Annotated in this window: 16 protein-coding genes; 10 read left to right on the top strand and 6 right to left on the bottom strand. The window is 72.0% G+C overall.

Annotated elements, in window-relative coordinates; genetic code table 11:
• Positions 1 to 30: 30 nt before the first annotated feature.
• Positions 31 to 201 carry a CsbD family protein gene (locus AB1K56_RS12725; protein WP_055832729.1) on the bottom strand — a complete coding sequence of 57 codons (171 nt, stop codon included), beginning with the start codon at positions 199 to 201 and terminating at the stop codon, positions 31 to 33.
• Positions 202 to 392: 191 nt separating this feature from the next.
• On the opposite strand from AB1K56_RS12725, the gene AB1K56_RS12730 reads away from it, so the two are divergent.
• A complete protein-coding gene (locus tag AB1K56_RS12730) occupies positions 393 to 1340 on the top strand; it encodes an SDR family NAD(P)-dependent oxidoreductase (protein ID WP_264632029.1) in 948 nt (315 codons plus the stop codon).
• A 56-nt stretch (positions 1341 to 1396) separates the two neighbouring features.
• The gene (locus AB1K56_RS12735) at positions 1397 to 4366 is read left to right on the top strand and encodes an HAD-IC family P-type ATPase (protein WP_371205945.1); all 2970 of its coding nucleotides are present in this window, start codon (positions 1397 to 1399) and stop codon (positions 4364 to 4366) included.
• An 18-nt stretch (positions 4367 to 4384) separates the two neighbouring features.
• On the opposite strand, the gene AB1K56_RS12740 is transcribed toward AB1K56_RS12735, so the two are convergent.
• Both AB1K56_RS12740 and AB1K56_RS12745 read right to left on the bottom strand, forming a co-directional pair.
• Complete coding sequence (locus AB1K56_RS12740; RefSeq protein ID WP_136588040.1) at positions 4385 to 5020, bottom strand: metal-dependent transcriptional regulator; 636 nt, start codon at positions 5018 to 5020, stop codon at positions 4385 to 4387.
• A 9-nt stretch (positions 5021 to 5029) separates the two neighbouring features.
• Positions 5030 to 6427 carry an Nramp family divalent metal transporter gene (locus tag AB1K56_RS12745; protein ID WP_371205946.1) on the bottom strand — a complete coding sequence of 466 codons (1398 nt, stop codon included), beginning with the start codon at positions 6425 to 6427 and terminating at the stop codon, positions 5030 to 5032.
• A gap of 203 nt (positions 6428 to 6630) precedes the next feature.
• On the opposite strand from AB1K56_RS12745, the gene AB1K56_RS12750 reads away from it, so the two are divergent.
• Together AB1K56_RS12750 and AB1K56_RS12755 are read left to right on the top strand one after the other, a co-directional pair.
• Entirely contained in the window at positions 6631 to 7293 is a 663-nt protein-coding gene (locus AB1K56_RS12750) for a TrmH family RNA methyltransferase (protein WP_371205947.1), read from the top strand.
• 20 nt (positions 7294 to 7313) lie between these two features.
• Complete coding sequence (locus AB1K56_RS12755) at positions 7314 to 7724, top strand: RidA family protein (protein WP_371205948.1); 411 nt, start codon at positions 7314 to 7316, stop codon at positions 7722 to 7724.
• A gap of 71 nt (positions 7725 to 7795) precedes the next feature.
• On the opposite strand, the gene AB1K56_RS12760 is transcribed toward AB1K56_RS12755, so the two are convergent.
• Positions 7796 to 9124, bottom strand: coding sequence for an MATE family efflux transporter (locus AB1K56_RS12760; RefSeq protein WP_371205949.1), 1329 nt, complete (start codon positions 9122 to 9124; stop codon positions 7796 to 7798).
• 389 nt (positions 9125 to 9513) lie between these two features.
• On the opposite strand from AB1K56_RS12760, the gene AB1K56_RS12765 reads away from it, so the two are divergent.
• From AB1K56_RS12765 to AB1K56_RS12780, 4 genes are all read left to right on the top strand, one after another.
• Positions 9514 to 11493, top strand: coding sequence for a M13 family metallopeptidase (locus AB1K56_RS12765; protein WP_371205950.1), 1980 nt, complete (start codon positions 9514 to 9516; stop codon positions 11491 to 11493).
• 48 nt (positions 11494 to 11541) lie between these two features.
• Positions 11542 to 12504, top strand: coding sequence for a serine hydrolase (locus AB1K56_RS12770; protein WP_371205951.1), 963 nt, complete (start codon positions 11542 to 11544; stop codon positions 12502 to 12504).
• Between the two features lie 196 nt (positions 12505 to 12700).
• Positions 12701 to 12976: a hypothetical protein gene (locus AB1K56_RS12775; RefSeq protein ID WP_136588049.1), complete on the top strand. Its 276-nt coding sequence runs from the start codon at positions 12701 to 12703 to the stop codon at positions 12974 to 12976.
• Positions 12977 to 12990: 14 nt separating this feature from the next.
• Entirely contained in the window at positions 12991 to 13884 is an 894-nt protein-coding gene (locus AB1K56_RS12780) for an FHA domain-containing protein (protein ID WP_371205952.1), read from the top strand.
• Between the two features lie 131 nt (positions 13885 to 14015).
• Here the strand turns inward: AB1K56_RS12780 and purU are convergent, their stop codons facing one another.
• Together purU and AB1K56_RS12790 are read right to left on the bottom strand one after the other, a co-directional pair.
• Entirely contained in the window at positions 14016 to 14897 is an 882-nt protein-coding gene (gene purU, locus AB1K56_RS12785; protein WP_371205953.1) for a formyltetrahydrofolate deformylase, read from the bottom strand.
• 119 nt (positions 14898 to 15016) lie between these two features.
• The gene (locus AB1K56_RS12790; protein WP_371205954.1) at positions 15017 to 16135 is read right to left on the bottom strand and encodes a zinc-binding alcohol dehydrogenase family protein; all 1119 of its coding nucleotides are present in this window, start codon (positions 16133 to 16135) and stop codon (positions 15017 to 15019) included.
• 80 nt (positions 16136 to 16215) lie between these two features.
• Between AB1K56_RS12790 and AB1K56_RS12795 the strand changes: the two genes are divergently transcribed.
• Together AB1K56_RS12795 and AB1K56_RS12800 are read left to right on the top strand one after the other, a co-directional pair.
• Entirely contained in the window at positions 16216 to 16776 is a 561-nt protein-coding gene (locus AB1K56_RS12795) for a TetR family transcriptional regulator (protein WP_371205955.1), read from the top strand.
• Between the two features lie 121 nt (positions 16777 to 16897).
• Positions 16898 to 18220, top strand: a complete 1323-nt coding sequence (locus tag AB1K56_RS12800) for a nitrate/nitrite transporter (protein ID WP_371205956.1) — start codon at positions 16898 to 16900, stop codon at positions 18218 to 18220.
• Positions 18221 to 18248: the final 28 nt, after the last annotated feature.

Genomic DNA, 18248 nt, shown 5'->3' on the forward strand with positions numbered 1-18248 from the left:
CCGCGACCCGCCCGTCGGTGCGAGGACTGCTTACTTGAAGGTGTCCTTCACGTTCTCGCCCGCCTTCTTGGCATCCGCCTTCACCTGGTCGGCCTTGCCCTCGGCGGCGAGCTTGTCGTTGTCGGTCGCGTTGCCGATCGCTTCCTTCGCCTTGCCCACGATGTCCTGAGCGGCGTTCTTGATCTTGTCGTCCAGACCCATGATCTGACTCCTTCTCGTTTCGACGACGTCGGCGGCGGGGTGTCTCGTCGCGACGGAGCGGGTGCTCACAGGGAAGACGTGTCCCGCGCGCGATTCGTCACGCGCATCCGGGAAAAAAGTTCCCGGATGCCGGTATGCCCCGAACGGAATGGACCCGTGACGCGGGCGCTCGATCTCGTTAGGGTCGAAGGGTGACGCGCGCCGAGTGGGACCCCGAGAACCTCCCCGACCTCTCCGGGCGCTCGTACCTGGTCACCGGCGCGACCCGCGGGCTCGGGTACTTCGCGTGCGAACAGCTCGCCGCCGCGGGCGCCCACGTGCTGCTGACGGGGCGCAACCCGCACAGCCTCTCCGCGGCCAAGGCGGCCGTGAAGCGGTCGACTCCGGATGCCGCGATCGAGACGCTGCTGCTCGACACCAGCAACATGGGCTCGGTGCGTGCCGCCGCGGCGACGGCGCGCGCCCGCGGTCGCCTCGACGGACTGCTGCTGAACGCCGGGGTCGTGCACCCGCCGAAGCAGCGGGAGACCGTGGGCGGTCACGAGCTCGTGTTCGCGACCAACGTACTCGGGCACTTCGCCCTCGCCGGAGAGCTGCTCAAGCCGCTCGCGACGGCGCGCGGCCGCATGGTGTGGGTGGGCAGCATGTCGACCTCGCTCTGGCGGCACCTGCCGACCGACCCCGAACTGCGCGAGGGCTACACGCCCTGGAAGGCCTACGTGCAGTCGAAGGCGGCGACCACCGCGCTCGCCCTCGAGGCCGACAAGATGCTGCGCGCGCACGGCGTGCCCGTCGAGAGCCTCGTCGCGCACCCGGGCTACTCCACGAGCGGTCGCACGCGGGGAGTGCGGGGCGTCAACGAACCCAGCCGTCTCACGCGCTTCCTCGACAACCTGCAGGCCCCCATCACGCAGTCGAAGGAGCAGGGCGCGTGGGCGCTCGTGCGCGCGCTCGTCGACCCGTACGCCGAGGGCGGCTCGATGTACGGACCCGCCCTCGTCGCGCGCGGTGCGCCGCGGCGGGCCACGCCGGCGCGCGGTACGCGATCGGGCGACCTCGGCACCGAGCTGTGGCGCGCGTGCGAGACCGCGACGCACGTGAAGTGGCCCTTCGAGAGGGCCCGGCGCGCGGCATCCTGAACCCGCCCCCGCGATGTCGGCGGGGGGCTCTACAGTGAGCGCATGGAGCAGAGCTGGTGACCGGCGACCCCGGTGCAGACCTCGAGGTCGCCGGTCTGAGCGCGGGCGACGTCGCCGAACGGGTCGCGTCGGGGCAGACCAACGCCTTCACCGCCGACACCAGCCGCAGCGCGTGGAACATCGTGCGCGCCAACGTCTTCACGCTCTTCAACGGCATCGTCGGGGCCTGCTTCGTCGTGCTGCTGCTCCTGGGTCGCTGGCAAGACGCCCTGTTCGGGGTCGCGGCACTCTCGAACGCGGTGATCGGGTGCGTGCAGGAGTTCCGCGCCAAGGCCGCGCTCGACCGCCTCGCCCTGTTGAACGCGCCGCGCGCCCGCGTTCGGCGCGACGGAGCGGATGCCGAGATCGCTCCTCCCGAGGTGGTGCGCGACGACGTCCTCGTCCTGCGCGCGGGCGACCAGATCGCGGCCGATGCGGTGGTCGTCGCGACCCGCGCCCTGCAGGTCGACGAATCGATGCTCACCGGCGAATCGGATGCCGTCGACAAACGCGTCGACGACGAGGTGCTGTCGGGGTCGATCGTGGTGGCCGGAGAGGGTGCCGCGCGCGTCGTGCGGGTGGGTGCCGAGTCGTACGCGAACACCTTCGCGACCGAGGCGAAGCGCTTCCAGCTCGTCTCGAGCGAGCTGCGCAGCTCGATCGACCGCGTGCTGCGATGGGTCGGCTGGGGCATCGGGCCGATCGGCCTACTTGTGCTCAACGCGCAGATGATGGTCGCGGGCGGCTGGGTGCAGGCCTGGCAGCAGGGGACGTGGTCGCAGGCCGTGGTGAACACGATCGCCGCGCTGACGGCGATGATCCCGCTCGGTCTCGTGCTCATGACCTCGATCGCCTTCGCGGTCGGCGCGGCGCGACTCGCGGGGCAGAAGGTGCTCGTCAACGAACTGCCCGCGGTCGAGGGACTCGCGCGCGTCGACGTCATCTGCCTCGACAAGACGGGCACGCTCACCGCGGGCGAGATCCGCTTCGACGACGCCCTCGCCCTCGCCGAGGCGCCCGGCTGGGCCGACGTGCTCGCCTGGTACGGGGCGGCCCCCGACGCCAACGCGACGGCGCAGTGCCTGCGCGAGCCGTTCCCCGTGGGCGTCGCCCTCTCGGCCGCCCGTCGCATCCCGTTCTCGTCGGCGCGCAAGTGGAGCGCGGTGTCGTTCGCCGACGGCGCCGCCGGCACCTGGGTGCTCGGCGCACCCGAGATGGTGTTCGGCGACGCCGCGACCGACCCGAGCGGTGAGCTGGGCGCCGCGGTCACGCGGCTGGCATCGTCCGGCCGACGCACCCTCGTGCTCGGTCACGCCGACGCGCCGCTCAGCGACGCCGACGTCGACGCGGAGCGGTTGCCGGAGGGGGTCGTGGCGACCGCCGTGCTGACCTTCGTCGAGGCGGTGCGTCCGGATGCCGCCGAGGCGCTCGCCTACTTCCGCGATCAGGGCGTCGGGGTGCGCGTCATCTCCGGCGACAACCCCCGCACCGTCGCGGCGATCGCTCGAGAGGTCGGTCTCGACATCGACGAGGGGTACGACGCGCGACGTCTGCCCGACGACGACGCCGAGCTGGGTGCGGTGCTCGAGGAGCACACGGTGTTCGGCCGCGTCACGCCCGACCAGAAGAAGCGCATGGTCACCGCGCTGCAGGCGCGCGGGCACGTCGTGGCGATGACCGGCGACGGGGTCAACGATGCCCTCGCCATCAAGACCGCCGACATCGGGATCGCGATGAACTCCGGCGCCGCGGCGACGAAGGCCGTGGCCCGTCTCGTGCTGCTCGACGGTCGTTTCTCCCACCTGCCCTCGGTGGTGGCCGAGGGCCGCCGGGTGATCGCCAACATCGAGCGGGTCTCGATGCTGTTCCTCGCCAAGACCGTCTACGCGACGGGCCTGGCGGTGCTGTTCGGCGCCCTCGTGATGGAGTTCCCGTTCCTCCCGCGGCAGCTCTCGATCACCGACGGGCTGACCATCGGCATCCCGGCGTTCTTCCTCGCCCTTCTGCCGAACGCGCAGCGCTACGTACCGGGGTTCCTGCGACGGTCGCTGAGTTTCGCGATCCCCGCCGGACTGGTGATCGCCGTCTCGCTGACCCTGTACACGCGCTCCGGGATGAACCTCGGGCTGTCGACCGAGCAGCTGCGCACGGGAGCGACGATCATCCTCGCGATCGTCGCGATCTGGGTGCTCACCGTTCTGTCGCGTCCGGTCACGCGCGTGAAGGTCCTGGTCATCGGGGCGATGTTCATCGCCCTCACCGGCATCTTCACCCTCCCGCCGCTGGGACAGTTCTTCCAGCTCCAAGACCCGGGTGATGACGGCGCCGTGCTGGTGACCGTCGTCGTCATCCTCACCGTCGGGGCGATCGAGGCGGTGCGGTTCGGGCATCGTCGGTTCGTGCGGCGTTCCCTCGCGGTCGTCTCCGGCGACGAGCGCGGCGTCGCCGGGCGGCCGCGCCGGCGGCCCACCGTCGTCACCGCGGCCATCGTGCTCGTCTACCTCGGCGGGCTGCTGAACACCGCCCTCGGCATCGTCGTCCTGCTGGCGCGCTACGCGGTGACGCCCGACCTGGTGCTCCCGGTGTCGCTCGTCGGCGCGGCGACCGTGCTGCTCGGCCTGCTCACGGTCGCCGGCGGGTCGGCGCTGTCGCGCGGCAGCTCCCTCGCGCGCACCCTGCTGACGGTCTACCTCTCGGTGCTCGTCGTCCTGCAGGCGACCGCGATGGTCTTGACCGAGCTCGACCCGGTCGTCGCCGTGGCCCTGGTCGCCGCTCTCGCGGTCATTGCGGCGATGTGGATTCCCGGGCGCGCCCGTCGATGGTTCCGTGCTGATGCGACCCCGTCCGCGGTGGCGCGATCGGACGCCGACCCGGTCGACGCGACCGCGCCCCGCGAGGGGGATGCCGAAGCCGCCCCCGCCGGCCCGCCCCTCACGCGGACAGCGCGCGCCAGCGAGTCCCGGGACGATCGGTCTCCGACCGCGTAGCGATCGCGCGAGCCCACCTCAGCGCGTGAGCCAGACCGACCCGCCCGCGCCGGCCGGCAGCGACATCTCCACGCCGTCCGCGCGGACGACCTCGTCGGAGACGACCTCGAGTTCGTGCCCCACGTCGATCCCCCTCTCGACGAGCGCACGCAGCAGCTCGGGATCGCGGTCGCTCACCCGCAGCACGCGGCCCGAGTGACCGACCGGCGCCTCGGCGAGCAGCACGAAAGGCTCGCGGTGCACCGCGCCCTCGGCATCCGGGATCGCATCCCCGTGCGGGTCGAAGCGCGGACGTCCCAGCCGCGCGTCGATCCCCTCGAGCAGGCGGTCGCTGAGAGCGTGCTCGAGCACCTCGGCCTCGTCGTGCACCTCGTCCCACGCGTAGGCGAACTCCCGCACGAGCCACGTCTCGATGAGCCGGTGCCGGCGGATCACCGCGGCGGCGCGACGGTGTCCCGCCGTGGTCAGCGACACCGGACCGTACGGGCGGTGCGTCACCAGGCCCTGCGCGGCGAGTTTCTTGACCATCTCGGTCACGCTCGACGGAGCGAGCCCCAGCACGCCCGCGAGCTGCGACGGCGTGATCGGGGAGTCCTGCCACTCGGTGTGGTGGTAGATCGCCTTGAGGTAGTCGTCGGACACGGGCGATTCCACGCCGTCAGCCTATCCGCCGGTGACCACCAGCCACACGAGCACGACGTTCAAGGTGATCAGGAAGACGGATGCCGCCACCCCGGCCGCCGTGGTCGCGCGGCGGTTGCGGTAGCGGCCGAGCACCTCCTCGCGCGCGGTCAACGCGACGAGCGGCACCAGGGCGAAGGGGATGCCGAACGACAGCACCACCTGGCTCAGCACGAGGGCGAGCGTCGGGTCGACGCCGAGTCCGAGGATCACCAGGGCCGGGACGAGAGTGACCAACCGTCGGGTGAGGAGGGGCACCCGCGCCCGCAGCAGGCCGTGCATGATCTCGGCGCCCGCGTACGCGCCGACCGAGGTCGAGGCGAGACCGCTCGCGAGCAGGCCGACGGCGAAGAGGGTGGCGACCAGCGGCCCGAGACCGTCGCGGAGGGCCGCGTAGGCGCCCTCGAGGCTGTCGGTCCCGTCGACCCCGGCGAGGTTGGCGGCGGCCAGGAGCAGGATCGCGAGGTTGACGGTTCCGGCGACGGCGAGGGCGATCGTCACGTCCCACCGCGTGGCTCTCAGTAGCCGGGGTGTGGAGATGCCGCGCGCGTGCTCGAGCGCCGTGCGCGCGGCGGACGCGGTGGCGGCGCCGATGTCGGTGGAGGTGGCGGTGACGGATGCCGCGGGACCGCCGTCCGACCCGGGCGCACTCCGCGCGGCTGAGGCGGTCGCCCGTCCGTCCGTCGCCGACCCCGCGCCGCCGGGCGCGAAGCGATCGCGGGCGAGCGCCGAGTGCGCGTAGATCGCGTGCGGCATGATCGTCGCCCCGAGGATCGACGCGGCCAGCAGCACCGAGTTCGTCCCCTCGAAGCGCGGCAGCAGTCCTCCCACGACGCCCGCGGGGTCGGGCGGGGCGAACAGCAGTCCCGCGGAGAAGCCGATCGCGATGATGACGAGCAGGCCGATCAGCACGGTCTCGAACGCCCGGGCCCCCCGCCGCGTCTGCACGAGCAGCAGGCCCATCGACACCACTCCCGTGACGGCCCCGCCCCACACCAGGGGGATACCGAACAGCAGGTGCAGCGCCACCGCGCCGCCGATCACCTCGGCGACGTCGGTGGCCATCGCGACCGCCTCGGCCTGGAGCCAGTAGAGGCGTCGCGCCCACGGGCGGCGGATGCGGCGACCGAGGATCTGCGGCAGGCTCTCTCCGGTCACGATGCCGAGCTTCGCCGAGAGGTACTGGATCAGCCAGGCCATGACGTTGCCGAGCACCACGACCCACACCAGCAGATACCCGAACGCCGCGCCCGCGGTCATGTTGCTCGCGACGTTGCCGGGGTCGAGGTATGCCACGCCCGCGACCATCGCCGGCCCCAGCAACCAGAGTGCGCGCCCGGGCGCGTGGCGGCGGTCCACGGCATCCTGAGTTTTCGGCATGCCGAAACCATAGCTATTTTTCGGGCGACCGAAAAGCTGTCGGGGGCGCCGAGAGCACACGTTCGGCTCGAGATCACACGTCGGCGGGTGTGATCTCGAGCCGATCGTGTGATCTCGCGGGCGGAGGGGGCGCGGCGGTGGCGCGGCGGGGCGCGGGCGCACGCGCGGCGGGGGCGTGGCGGGCGCGCGGATAGCCTGGGACGGTGACGGATGCCGAGGACCCGACGGGGGCGCCGACCGGGCGGGGCCCGGAGCCCGAGGCGCCGACGCACGGCGTCGGGCCGTGGCCCGGCGGTCCGGACGAGTGGCCCGACGACCCGCGATACGACCCGGAGCTGCTCGCGGAGGGCGACCGGCGCAACGTCGTCGACGGCTACCGCTACTGGAGCATGGATTCGATCGTCGCCGATCTGGATGCCAAGCGGCATCCGTTCCACGTCGCGATCGAGAATTGGCAGCACGACCTCAACATCGGCACCATCGTGCGCAGCGCGAATGCGTTCCTCGCGGCCGAGGTGCACATCGTCGGCAAGCGTCGGTGGAACCGCCGCGGCGCGATGGTCACCGACCGCTACCAGCACGTGCGTCACCACGAGGACGTCGCGGCGTTCGCCGCCTGGGCGCGCGGAGCGGGCCTGCCCGTGATCGCCGTCGACAACATCGAGGGATCCGTGCCGATCGACCGCGCGGACCTGCCCCGTGACTGCGTGCTCCTCTTCGGTCAGGAGGGGCCGGGCCTCTCGCCCGAGGCGCTCGAGGCGGCGACCGGCGTGGTCGAGATCACGCAGTACGGGTCGACGCGGTCGATCAACGCCGCCTCCGCCGCCGCGGTGATCATGTACGAGTGGTGTCGCCGCTGGGCGTAGCGGCATGCCAGGGTGAATCGATGCCGAAAGCCGTGACCCTTATCCGCTCCGCGTCGCTGTCGAGCGTTGCGGAGTACGCCTACGCCGCGACGGCCCCCGCCGAGGCCCGCCTCATCTTCCTCGCCGGTTCGTGCCCCCTGGATGCCGACGGGGTCACCGTCGGCGTCGGCGACGTTGCCGTGCAGGCGGCGCGCTGCGTCGAGAACCTCCGGACCGCGCTCGCCGACGCGGGAGCCGAGCTCACCGACGTGATCAGCACGCGCGTGCTCGTGGCATCCGATCGTCAGGCCGACCTCGTCTCGGCCTGGGAGGTCGTCCGCGATGCGTTCGGGGCACACGACGTGCCGAGCACGTTGATGGGCGTGACGGTGCTGGGCTACGACGACCAGCTCGTCGAGCTCGAAGCGGTCGCCGCGGTGCTCGACGACTGACGGGGCGAGGGCGCCCGGGTCCGAGCGGGGTGCACCCGGGGCCCGGGCGAGGATGCGCCGGCGTCGGCGGGTCAGTCGCCCGCCGTCATCCACGCCCGCCCGCGCACGCGCAGGCCGAGGGTGATCGCGCGGGCGAGCATGTAGACGCCGAAGAACGCGGCGGCGAGCCACGCCAGTCCTCCGCCGCCTCCGCCCGCGAACAGGGCGACGAGCGCCAGGGCCGGCGCGTAGGGCACGAGGTTGAGCAGCCCCGCGAGGGCGAGGTAGCGGGCGTCGCCCGCGCCGATGAGCACGCCGTCGAGCACGAAGACGAGCCCCGCGAGAGGCTGCGCGACGGCGAGCACGAGCAGGGCCGGCTGGATGAGGGCCGCGATCTCGGCGTCGCCGGTGAAGACGAGTCCGATCACGCCCGACGCCGCCGCCAGCACGGCGCCGACGGCGACGCCGAACCAGATGCCCCACGCGCTCGTGCGCGCCAGCACGCGCCGCACCGTGTCGGTCTCGCGCGCGCCGAGGGCGTGGCCGATGAGGGCCTGGGCCGCGATCGCGAGGGCGTCGAGCGCGAACGCCGCGGTGGAGAAGATCGTGAACGCGATCTGCCAACCGGCGAGTTCCGCGGAACCGAGGCCTGTGGCGACGGCGACGGTGGCGAGGAAGGCCGCGCGTAGGCTCAGGGTGCGCAGGAACAGCCAGCCGCCCGAGCGCGCGGTGCCTCCCCATCCCTCCCGCTGCGGTCGCAGCGACGCCGCGTGCCGCCGCGCCAGTCGCCGGACCACCACGACGTACGCGCCCACCATTCCCCACTGGGCGGCGACCGTGCCCACCGCCGAACCCGCGATGCCCCAGCCGAATCCGTAGATGAACAGCGCGTTCAGGGCGGCGTTCGCGGCGAACCCGATGCCCGCGATCCACAGCGGGGTGACGGTGTCCTGCAGGCCGCGCAAGAGGCCGGTCGCCGCGAACACCACGAGCATCGCAGGCAGGCCCCACATCGAGATCGACAGGTAGACGCGGGCGTTCTCGGCGACGTCGGGCGCGGCGCCGAACACGTCGATCACGAGGGGCGTGAACAGCGAGCCCACCGCCGCGAGTCCGGCGCCGAGGGCCAGGGCGAGCCACATGCCGTCGATGCCGACCGACACCGCGCGCCCCGGCTCGCCCGCGCCGAAGCGCCGCGCGACGGCGGGGGTGGTGGAGTAGGCGAGGAAGACCATGAGCCCGACGATCGTCTGCAGCACCGCGCTCGCGATGCCGAGACCCGCCAGGGGAGCGACGCCGAGATGGCCCACCATCGCGGCATCCACGATGAGGAACAGGGGCTCGGCGATCAGGGCGCCCAGAGCCGGCACCGCGAGCCGCAGGATCGAGCGGTTCAACGTCACGGGCGGGAGGGTGCTCACGCGTCGAGCCTAGGGTGGGCCCCCGACATCGACGGGCGCGGGCCGCGTGCGGCGCGGGCCGGAAGCCACGCACGCTCCGTGATTCGCGCAACCTCCGTGGGGTGGGGGCGGATGCCGCTGAGGGTGCGCGGATCGCGGAGGTTGTGTTCGGCGTGGGCGGGTGGTCGCGCACGCTCCGTGATTCGCGCAACCTCGGTCGGGTGGGGGCGGATGCCGCTGAGGATGTGCGGATCGCGGAGGTTGTGCGGGCGCGGGGTCGACCCGGCCGCACGGCGCCGCCGCACACGATGCCGGCGCTGCGCGGAACGGGGAGGCGATGCGTTCCGCGTCCGGGCGTGGCGCGCCCGCGTTCCGAGCCCGCACGGATGTGGGGCACTTATCCTGTCTGCATGACCGACACCCCCCGCTCCGGTCTCGCGCTCGACGAGCTCAGCGACGAGATCCGCCCGCAGGACGACCTGTTCCGCTACGTGAACGGCCGCTGGCTGGAGCGCACCGAGATCCCCGACGACAAGGCCCGCTGGGGCTCGTTCCACCTCATCGCCGAGCAGGCGGAGGCGGACGTGCGCACCATCGTCCAGGAGTCGCAGGACGCCGAGCCGGGCAGCGAAGCCCGCAAGATCGGCGACCTGTTCGCGAGCTTCATGGACACCGACCGCATCGAGGCGCTCGGCGGGGAGCCCCTGGCCCCCCAGCTCGCCGCCGTCGACACCGTCACCGACATCCCCTCCCTGCTCCGGCTCATCGGCGAGCTCGAGCGCGACGGCATCAGCGGACTGCTGACGCTCTTCGTCGAGCCCGACCCGGGCGATCCCACGCGCTACGTGCCGGTGGTCTACCAGGGCGGCATCTCGCTGCCCGACGAGAGCTACTACCGGCTCGACAACTTCGACGAGACCCGCACCGCGTACCGCGCGCACATCGCGCGCGTGCTCGAGCTCGCCGGTGTCGCCGAGGCCGCGGCATCCGCCGATCGGGTGTTCGCGCTCGAGACCGACCTCGCCGCGCACCACTGGTCGCGCGAAGACAGCCGCGACGCGGTGAAGACCTACAACCTGAAGACCTGGGACGACACGCTCGCCCTCGCCGGAGTCGACCTCGAGCCGTGGCGTGCGGGGGTCGCCCCGGGTCACGAGGACGCGCTCGCCGAGGTCGTCGTGTACCAGCCGAGCTTCATCGAGGCTCTCGGCGGCCTGCTGGTGGCCGAGAGGCTCGACGACTGGAAGGCGTGGCTGCGGTTCAAGATCGTGCACGCGGCGGCGGCTTTCCTGTCCGACGATTTCGTGGCCGAGAACTTCGCGTTCTACGGAACGCAGCTCACCGGCGTGCCCGTCAACCGCGAACGCTGGAAGCGCGGCGTCAGCCTCGTCGAGGCCGCCCTGGGCGAGGCGGTCGGCAAGGTGTACGTCGAGCGGCACTTCCCGCCGGCGGCGAAGGATGCCATGGACGGCCTCGTCGCCCACCTGATCGAGGCGTACCGCCGGTCGATCCGCACGCTCGAGTGGATGACCGAGGAGACGCGCGAGCGGGCCCTGGCCAAGCTCGACGCCTTCACGCCCAAGATCGGCTACCCGGTGCGGTGGAAGGACTACTCCGACCTCGAGATCGAGGCCGGCGACCTGGTCGGCAACGTCCGTCGCGCGCACGTGTGGGAGCACGACCGCCAGCTCGCCAAGGTCGGCCAGCCGATCGACCGCGACGAGTGGTACATGACCCCGCAGACGGTCAACGCGTACTACAACCCGCTCATGAACGAGATCGTGTTCCCCGCGGCGATCCTGCAGTACCCGTTCTTCGACGCCGAGCGCGACGCGGCGGCGAACTACGGCGGCATCGGCGCGGTGATCGGTCACGAGATTGGCCACGGCTTCGACGACCAGGGATCCCGCTTCGACGGCGACGGATCGCTGCGCGACTGGTGGACGGATGCCGACCGCGCGGCGTTCGAGGAGCGCACCAAGGCGCTCATCGCCCAGTACGAGGAGCTCGTGCCGCAGGGCCTGAGCGCGGAGCATCACGTCAACGGCGCCCTCACCATCGGCGAGAACATCGGCGACCTGGGAGGGCTCGGCATCGCGATCGCGGCCTACCGGCTCTTCCTCGAGGAGCAGGGTGAAGCCGAGGGCGAGGGGTCCGTCGTCGACGGGTTCACCGGCATCCAGCGTCTGCTGCTCAGCTGGGCCCAGATCTGGCAGCAGAAGGGTCGGGACGCCGAGACCATCCGTCTGCTCACCATCGACCCGCACTCGCCGAACGAGTTCCGCTGCAATCAGATCGTGCGTAACATCGACGCGTTCTACGAGGCGTTCGAGGTCGGCGAGGGCGACGCCCTCTGGCTCGACGCCGACCAGCGCGTCACCATTTGGTGAGACGGCGTTTGTTGTCCTGCTGACCCGGAAGGAGCAACGCTCGTGGGCATGCCCCCGCTTCCCGAGCCCGCCCTGCCCGAACCCGCCGGAGGGCCGGTGGAGTCGTCGCGACGCGACGCCCCGGCCCTTCGCGGCGCGGGCCGCAAGGGACCGAAGCGACTGCCCCGGCGGGCGGCGGCCGGCCGCCGCTCCTTCACCGCGACGCTGCGTTCGCTCGACGAGCTCGCCGCCTCGGGCGCCAAGGTGTCGGTGCGCATCGACGACCTCGACGGCGGGACGGCGGTGCTCTCGGGCGACGACTTCCTGACCCTGCCCGTCGGCGGGCTGGGCGTCGTACCCCTGCTCATCGAGACGGCCGCGGCGTTCGAGTCGGGGCGGCTCGACGCGCTCGAGATCGTCGACCGATCCAGCGTGGCGGGGGCGGCGCACGGGGGCACCTGGCAGCACCTCAAGGCTCCCGCTCTCCCGCTGACCGACCTGGCCCTGCTGGCGGCCTCGACGGGCGACGCCCTCGCGGCCAACGCGCTGCTACACCGCGTCGGTCTGCAATCGGTGCGCGCCCGCCTCGAGCACCTCGGGCTGCGTCGCACGGCCCTGCTCGACCGGTTCCGCGACGACCGCGGCCCCGACGACGCCCCGCACGTCGCGCTGTCGACCGCGCGCGAGATGGCCCAGGTGTTCGCGGGACTGGTCAACTCCACGATCGTCTCGCCCGGCGTCAGCGCGCAGGTCGCCGAGTGGCTGAGTCTGAACCACGACCTCTCGCTCGTGGCATCCGCGACGGGACTCGATCCTTTCGCGCACGAGAACGACCAGCACGGTCTGCTGTTCGTCAACAAGACCGGACGCGCCCCCGGCGTGCGCGCCGAGGCGGGAGTGCTCGGGGGCCCGCGGGCGGGCGTCTCGTACGCCTTGCTGGTCAACTTCGACGACCTGTCGATCGCGCATCGCCTGCGCGCTCACGACGCCTTCCGGGTGCTGGGCGTCGAGCTGATGGAGTACGTGTACTGACGCTCAGGCGGCGCGGATGCTCCACACGCTCCGCGACCGCTACGCCACCAGGGTCGCCACGACGATGACCGCTGCGCGGCAGGGCGTGGGCGTGCAGGGAATGGTGCCCCAACACGCGCCCCAATGCAATCCCTCCTCGGGTGACCGGGGCCGCTGGGACGCTTATGGCCTCGAACTGAAAGGAAGGACCGAAGCCATGTCCGAGACTCCTGCCACCACCGACCCGTTCGCCGACTCCTCCGGGCCCCAGGGCCACTCGATCACCGACTGGACCGACCTCGGCCGCGAGATGTGGTCGTACCTCACCGGCCGCGGCGCCGCCGTGAACTATTCCTTCGTCGACATGACCGTCGAGGTGCCGCGCGACATCGGCCCCGACGCTCCCCGCGCTACGTGGAAGCTCAACGGCACCCTGCGCGTCACCACGAGCGACGACACCGCGGCCGGGTCCGACCCGTACCGCGGCAACTGAGGGGCGGCGCCGTCATGGTGCGCCTCGACATCGACCTCGCCTTCTCGGAGCGGGAGGAGGGGCAGGATGCCGACGTCCCGCCGTTCGAGGGGACGATCACGGCCGCGGGCACCGAGGTGCGCATCGTCGTGAGCGATCCGTCGCGCCTGCCGGGGAACGGCCGCCGCACACTCGCCGAGCTGTCCACGGTGGCCGAGGCCCTGGCATCCCGGGGCATCTCCGTGAAGCTCGAGGGGCCGGACGGGCCGATCCTGCAGCTCGGCGACGTCAAGAGCGGTGCGCTGCAGCGCGTCATCACGGGGTCCAAGCACATCCGGCTCGGCTCGGTCGCGGCCGTGGCCCCGCTGCTGGTGCGTCGCAACGGGGATCGGACGCTGACGTTCCCGGTCCCGCCCGAGACGCCGCTGCCGCTGGTGCCCACCATCAACCGCACCGTGCGTCGCCGGGTCACGACCACGCACTACACCCCGGGGTCGGGGCGCCCGCGCCTCATCTTCGCGGTGGGCGACTCGTCGTGGGACGGATCGCGTCCGCGCGAGTTCGACCTGCTCCCCACCAAGACGGTGATCGGATCGGGCGACGAAGCCGATCTGCGCCTGCCGGGGCTCGCCCCCGTGCACGCCGAGATCCGGCACGAGGGCGACGACGAGTACGTGCTGTACGGCTTCGACGTCGTCGGCGGCGGGGGTGCTCGCGATCAGGGCCCCGGACGCGACGGCGGCGGGCGCATCCTGCGCACCGGTGCCCGCATCGAGCTGGGCGACTGGCGGCTGGCGTACTTCCGGGCCGAGTTCGCCGATCACGGTCGTCCGTACGGCGGGCGACAGGGCGGGGAGCTCGCGCGTCAGCGCAAGCAGCCCCCGCGCGGTGGCTCCGGTCCCCTCAGCCGCGCGAGCGACCCCGACTGACCCGCACGCGCCACTGTCCTCGGCGCCGAGACTGCATCTCTTCAACGAGACGGTTGCATCCCGCAGCCGACGTGTCGGCGAGATGCAGTCTCGCGGTGCCGGGCGGCGGGCCGGGCCGCGGCATCCGGGGGTTAGAAGACGATCGTGTGGTTGCCGTGGCGGATGATGCGGTCTTCGGCGTGCCAGAGGACCGCGCGCGAGAGCACCTGACGCTCGACGTCGGCGCCCCGGCGGGCGAGCTCGGCGGCGGAGTCGGCGTGCGTGACGCGCACCGTGTCCTGCTCGATGATCGGACCCTCGTCGAGGTCGCTCGTGACGTAATGCGAGGTCGCCCCGATGAGCTTCACTCCGCGCTGCTTGGCCTTCTTGTACGGCTCGGCGCCGATGAAGGCGGGCAGGAACGAGTGGTGGATGTTGATCACCGGCACCCCGATCTTCTCGAGGAAGTCGGGGGAGAGGATCTGCATGTAGCGAGCGAGCACGACGAAATCGACGTTGCCGACGAGCAGTTCGAGGATGCGGGCCTCGGATGCCGACTTGTCCGGCCCGGGCGTCGACGGGACGTGGAAGAAGGGAACGCCGAACGAGCGCACGTCCTCGGCGGCCGTGGTGTGATTCGACACGACCATCGGGATGCTCACGGGCAGGTCGCCCCGACGGTGACGCCAGAGCAGGTCGAGCAGGCAGTGGTCCTGCTTGGACGCGAGGATCGCCATGCGCTTAGGACTGGAGAGGTCGGTGAGCGTCCACTCCAGGTCGAATCCCTCGCCGAGGGTCGTGGCGATGTCGGCCTCGATCTCGGGCAGCGCGACCGCGAGATTGGGCCGGTGGAACACCACGCGCTGGAAGTACGCGCCCCCGCGCGGGTCGTCGGAATACTGGTCGAAGGCGACGATGTTGCCGCCCTGGCGCGCGATGAGGGCGGAGACCGCGGCGATGATGCCGGGGGTGTCGCTGCCGTGCACGATGAGGCAGGCGTGATCGGGCTGCAGGTGGGGGCTCGCGGAGACCATCGGACCATTCTGCCGTGCGCAGGTGGCTTCGGCTGACCACGTGCGGCGTCGTTTCGGGGCGTCGTTCGTGGCCCCGGGGCCATGTCGGCCGCGCCGCCTCGGCCCGACCTCGGCCGGATTCAGACGCGCACGACGATCTTCTGCGCCGAGACGCCCGCGCGCTGCCGGTCCAGGGCGCCTTGCAGAGCGTCGAGGCCGTCGCCGACGACGAGCGCGTCGGGCGCGGGGCGCAGGGAGCCCTCGGCGAGCAGGCGCGGAACGACCTCGCCCCACAGGCGCGGGCCCATCTCGTCGTCGCGCAGGCTGCTACCCCAGACGAATGCGGCGCGGATGCCACGGCGTCGGGCGCGCAGTGTCGACCTCAGCGTTGCGAGACCGATGCGCGTGAAGACCGGCAGCATCGCCGGGAAGAGTCGGCGGCGTCCGACAAGTGCGTCGAGAGAGAGGGGTGTGCTCGCCATGGCCAGTCGATCCCCGCCGGTGCGGGCGAGGACGTCGATGCACGCGTCCGTCGAGCCGGCTCCGAGCGCCACGGCGCCGACCACGGGTCGTCCGCCGATGGCCGTGACGAGTTCCGCCACGGCGGAGGGCGAGCGGTGGTCGACGACGGCGTCCGCTCCGAGGTCGCGCACGATCGCCGCATTTCGAGCGGATGCCGTGGTCACGACGTCGTACCCGGCGGCGCGCGCCAGTTGGACGGCGTTCATGCCGACGCTGGTGGACCCGCCCCAGATCACGACGACACCGCGGTCGGGGGTGGGCGCCGGGTCGCCTGGCATCCGCAGTCCGAGGTGCTGCGGTTGGAACAGCGCGCACGCCGCGGTGGACAGTCCCAGCGGGAAGACGGCGGCCTGCTCGTCGGAGAGATCGTCGGGCGTGGGAGCGGTGAGGTGCTCGAGCAGGGTCGTGTACTCCTGGAACGCCCCTTCGCGCAGCGGGTTCCTGCCGCGGTCGGTGCCGGTCGCGAGGCCGAACACGCGCTGACCCACGCGGAACCGCGTGACGCCCGACCCGATCGCGACGACCTCGCCCGCCACGTCGGACCCCAGTACGGCGGGGGTCCGCAGCCAGCGGTAGGTGATGCGGCTGGTTCCCTGGATCACCCAGTCGACCGGATTGACGGCCACCGCGCGCACGCGCACGAGAACCTCGTCTGTGGCGGGTGCGGGGGTGTCGACCGTGCCGCGGGTGAGTGCTGCTCGAGGTGCAGGGAGAAGGGCGGCGGCGTGCGCGGACATGACGGACCTTTCGCGTGATGACACGGAGTGTCTTCACTATAGACGCGATGACACGCGGTGTCGTCACCTAGGATCTCGATATGGCCAGATGGGCACCCGATACCAAGGAGCGCTTGCGCGAAGCCGCGATGCAGCTGTTCACGGAGCGCGGGTTCGAGGCGACGACCGTCCCCGACATCGTCGAAAGGGCCGGGGTGACGCGTCGCACGTTCTTCCGGCACTTCGCCGACAAGCGCGAGGTGTTCTTCTCCGGAGACGAGATCCCGCGGCTCGCTGCGCGCGTGCTCGCGGACGCCCCGGCTGACATGTCGCCCTTCTCGATCGCCTGGACCGGACTGCAGGCCCTCGCCGCCGACCGATTCGAGCCCCGACGCGACGAGATCGCGGCGGCGCGACGCGTCATCGACGCCGAGCCCGCTCTGCGCGAACGAGACCTGCAGAAGCAGGCCGACCTGCGAGCGGTGCTCGTCGAGGGCTACCTCGCACGCGGCGTCGAGCCCCTGCACGCGCGCGTCGTCGCCGGGGTCGCGGTGGAGGTGCTGCAGACCGCCCTCGAGCGCTGGGCGGCCGATGGGTCGGGCACGCCCCTGCGGGAGCATCTCGAGAGGGTCCGCCGCGAGATGGCGGCTGTCCTGGGCTGACGGGCTGCCCGCCGTTCGCCCGTACGCCGGTTCGCGGCCCTGCGCCCTGCGCCGCGCACACCACAGCCCTACCCGCGCCACCCCGCCGCCCGTGTCGGCGGTCGGGGATAGCCTGGAACGCGTGACCAGCACCCTCCGCCTCGACCGGCCGGGCTGGCGCACCTGGACGCTGTGGATCGTCGGCGTCCTCGCGTACGTCGTGTCGATCGTCAACCGCACCTCGCTGTCCGCGGTCGGAGTGGATGCCGCCGTGCGCTTCGGCGCCGACGCGTCGGCGCTGTCGATGTTCGCCGTCATCCAGCTCTTCGTCTACGGCGCGATGCAGATCCCCGTCGGCCTCCTCCTCGACCGGTTCGGCGCGCGGCCGATGATCGCGATCGGCATGGTGCTGATGGCGGTGGGCCAGCTCGTGATGGCCTTCGCGGATGCCGTGGGGATCGGCATCCTGGCCCGCGTGCTCATCGGCGCGGGAGACGCTGCCATCTTCCCGAGCGTGCTGCGCGTGATCGCGACGTGGTTCCCAGCGCAGCGGGCGCCGCTGCTCGTTCAGCTCACGGGCATCATCGGCCAGATGGGCCAGATCGTCGCCGTGGTTCCCCTCGCGGCCCTCCTGCACGCGACGAGCTGGAGCGTCGCCTTCGGCAGCGTCGCCGGGCTCGGCGTGCTCTTCGCGGTGCTGACCTTCGCGATCATCCGCAACCGCCCTCCCGAACGCCGAGACGATCCGGTCGACACCTCCGTCGACACGCAGACGGGCGCCATCCGGGTGGTGCGTTCGGCGCCGGATCTGCGGCAGGGCTTCCGCGAGTCGTGGGCGCATCCCGGCACGCGGCTCGGATTCTGGTCGCACTTCGCCACCCCGTTCGCGGGGACCGCGTTCATGCTGCTGTGGGGCTTCCCGTTCCTCACCGCGGGCGAGGGACTCGAGCCGGCGGCCGCGTCGGGGATCATGACGCTGTTCGTGCTGTTCGGCATCGTCAGCGGCCCGGTGATCGGTGCGCTGTCGAGTCGGCATCCGCGTCGACGCTCGCGGTGGCTCGTTCTGCCGACCGTCGTCTTCCAGGCGCTCGTGTGGATCGTCGTCGTCGCCTGGCCGGGGCCCGCCCCGCTGTGGCTGCTCATCGTGCTGATGTTCGCCCTGGCCACCGGGGGCCCGGCGTCGATGATCGCGTTCGACCACGCGCGCACCTTCACACCCAGCCACCGCCTGAGCACCGCGACCGGCATCGTCAATGGCGGGGGATTCCTCGCCGCGCTTCTGGCCATCCTCTTCATTGGCATCGCGATGGACGTGCAGGGTGCGGGCAGCCCCGAGACCTACTCGCTCGACGCCTCTCGTCTCGCCTTCCTCACGCAGGTGCCGCTGTGGCTGGTGGGCGGGATCGCGATCGTGGTGGAGCGCGGGCGCACGATCCGGCACGTCGGCGGGGTATTACCGCGCTGACGGCGTCGGCCCGCGGTGCGAGGATCGA

It is taken from the genome of Microbacterium sp. BWR-S6Y (assembly GCF_041379845.1).
In the GTDB taxonomy this organism is placed as follows: Bacteria; Actinomycetota; Actinomycetes; order Actinomycetales; family Microbacteriaceae; genus Microbacterium; species Microbacterium hydrothermale.

What these genes read in the sequence shown, in the direction of transcription:
- AB1K56_RS12725 (WP_055832729.1), bottom strand. Translation starts at nt 201, where the DNA reads ATGGGTCTGGACGACAAGATCAAGAACGCCGCTCAGGACATCGTGGGC.
- AB1K56_RS12745 (WP_371205946.1), bottom strand. Translation starts at nt 6,427, where the DNA reads ATGCCGAAAACTCAGGATGCCGTGGACCGCCGCCACGCGCCCGGGCGC.
- AB1K56_RS12755 (WP_371205948.1), top strand. Translation starts at nt 7,314, where the DNA reads ATGCCGAAAGCCGTGACCCTTATCCGCTCCGCGTCGCTGTCGAGCGTT.
- AB1K56_RS12765 (WP_371205950.1), top strand. Translation starts at nt 9,514, where the DNA reads ATGACCGACACCCCCCGCTCCGGTCTCGCGCTCGACGAGCTCAGCGAC.
- AB1K56_RS12770 (WP_371205951.1), top strand. Translation starts at nt 11,542, where the DNA reads ATGCCCCCGCTTCCCGAGCCCGCCCTGCCCGAACCCGCCGGAGGGCCG.
- AB1K56_RS12775 (WP_136588049.1), top strand. Translation starts at nt 12,701, where the DNA reads ATGTCCGAGACTCCTGCCACCACCGACCCGTTCGCCGACTCCTCCGGG.
- AB1K56_RS12780 (WP_371205952.1), top strand. Translation starts at nt 12,991, where the DNA reads ATGGTGCGCCTCGACATCGACCTCGCCTTCTCGGAGCGGGAGGAGGGG.
- purU (WP_371205953.1), bottom strand. Translation starts at nt 14,897, where the DNA reads ATGGTCTCCGCGAGCCCCCACCTGCAGCCCGATCACGCCTGCCTCATC.
- AB1K56_RS12790 (WP_371205954.1), bottom strand. Translation starts at nt 16,135, where the DNA reads ATGTCCGCGCACGCCGCCGCCCTTCTCCCTGCACCTCGAGCAGCACTC.
- AB1K56_RS12795 (WP_371205955.1), top strand. Translation starts at nt 16,216, where the DNA reads ATGGCCAGATGGGCACCCGATACCAAGGAGCGCTTGCGCGAAGCCGCG.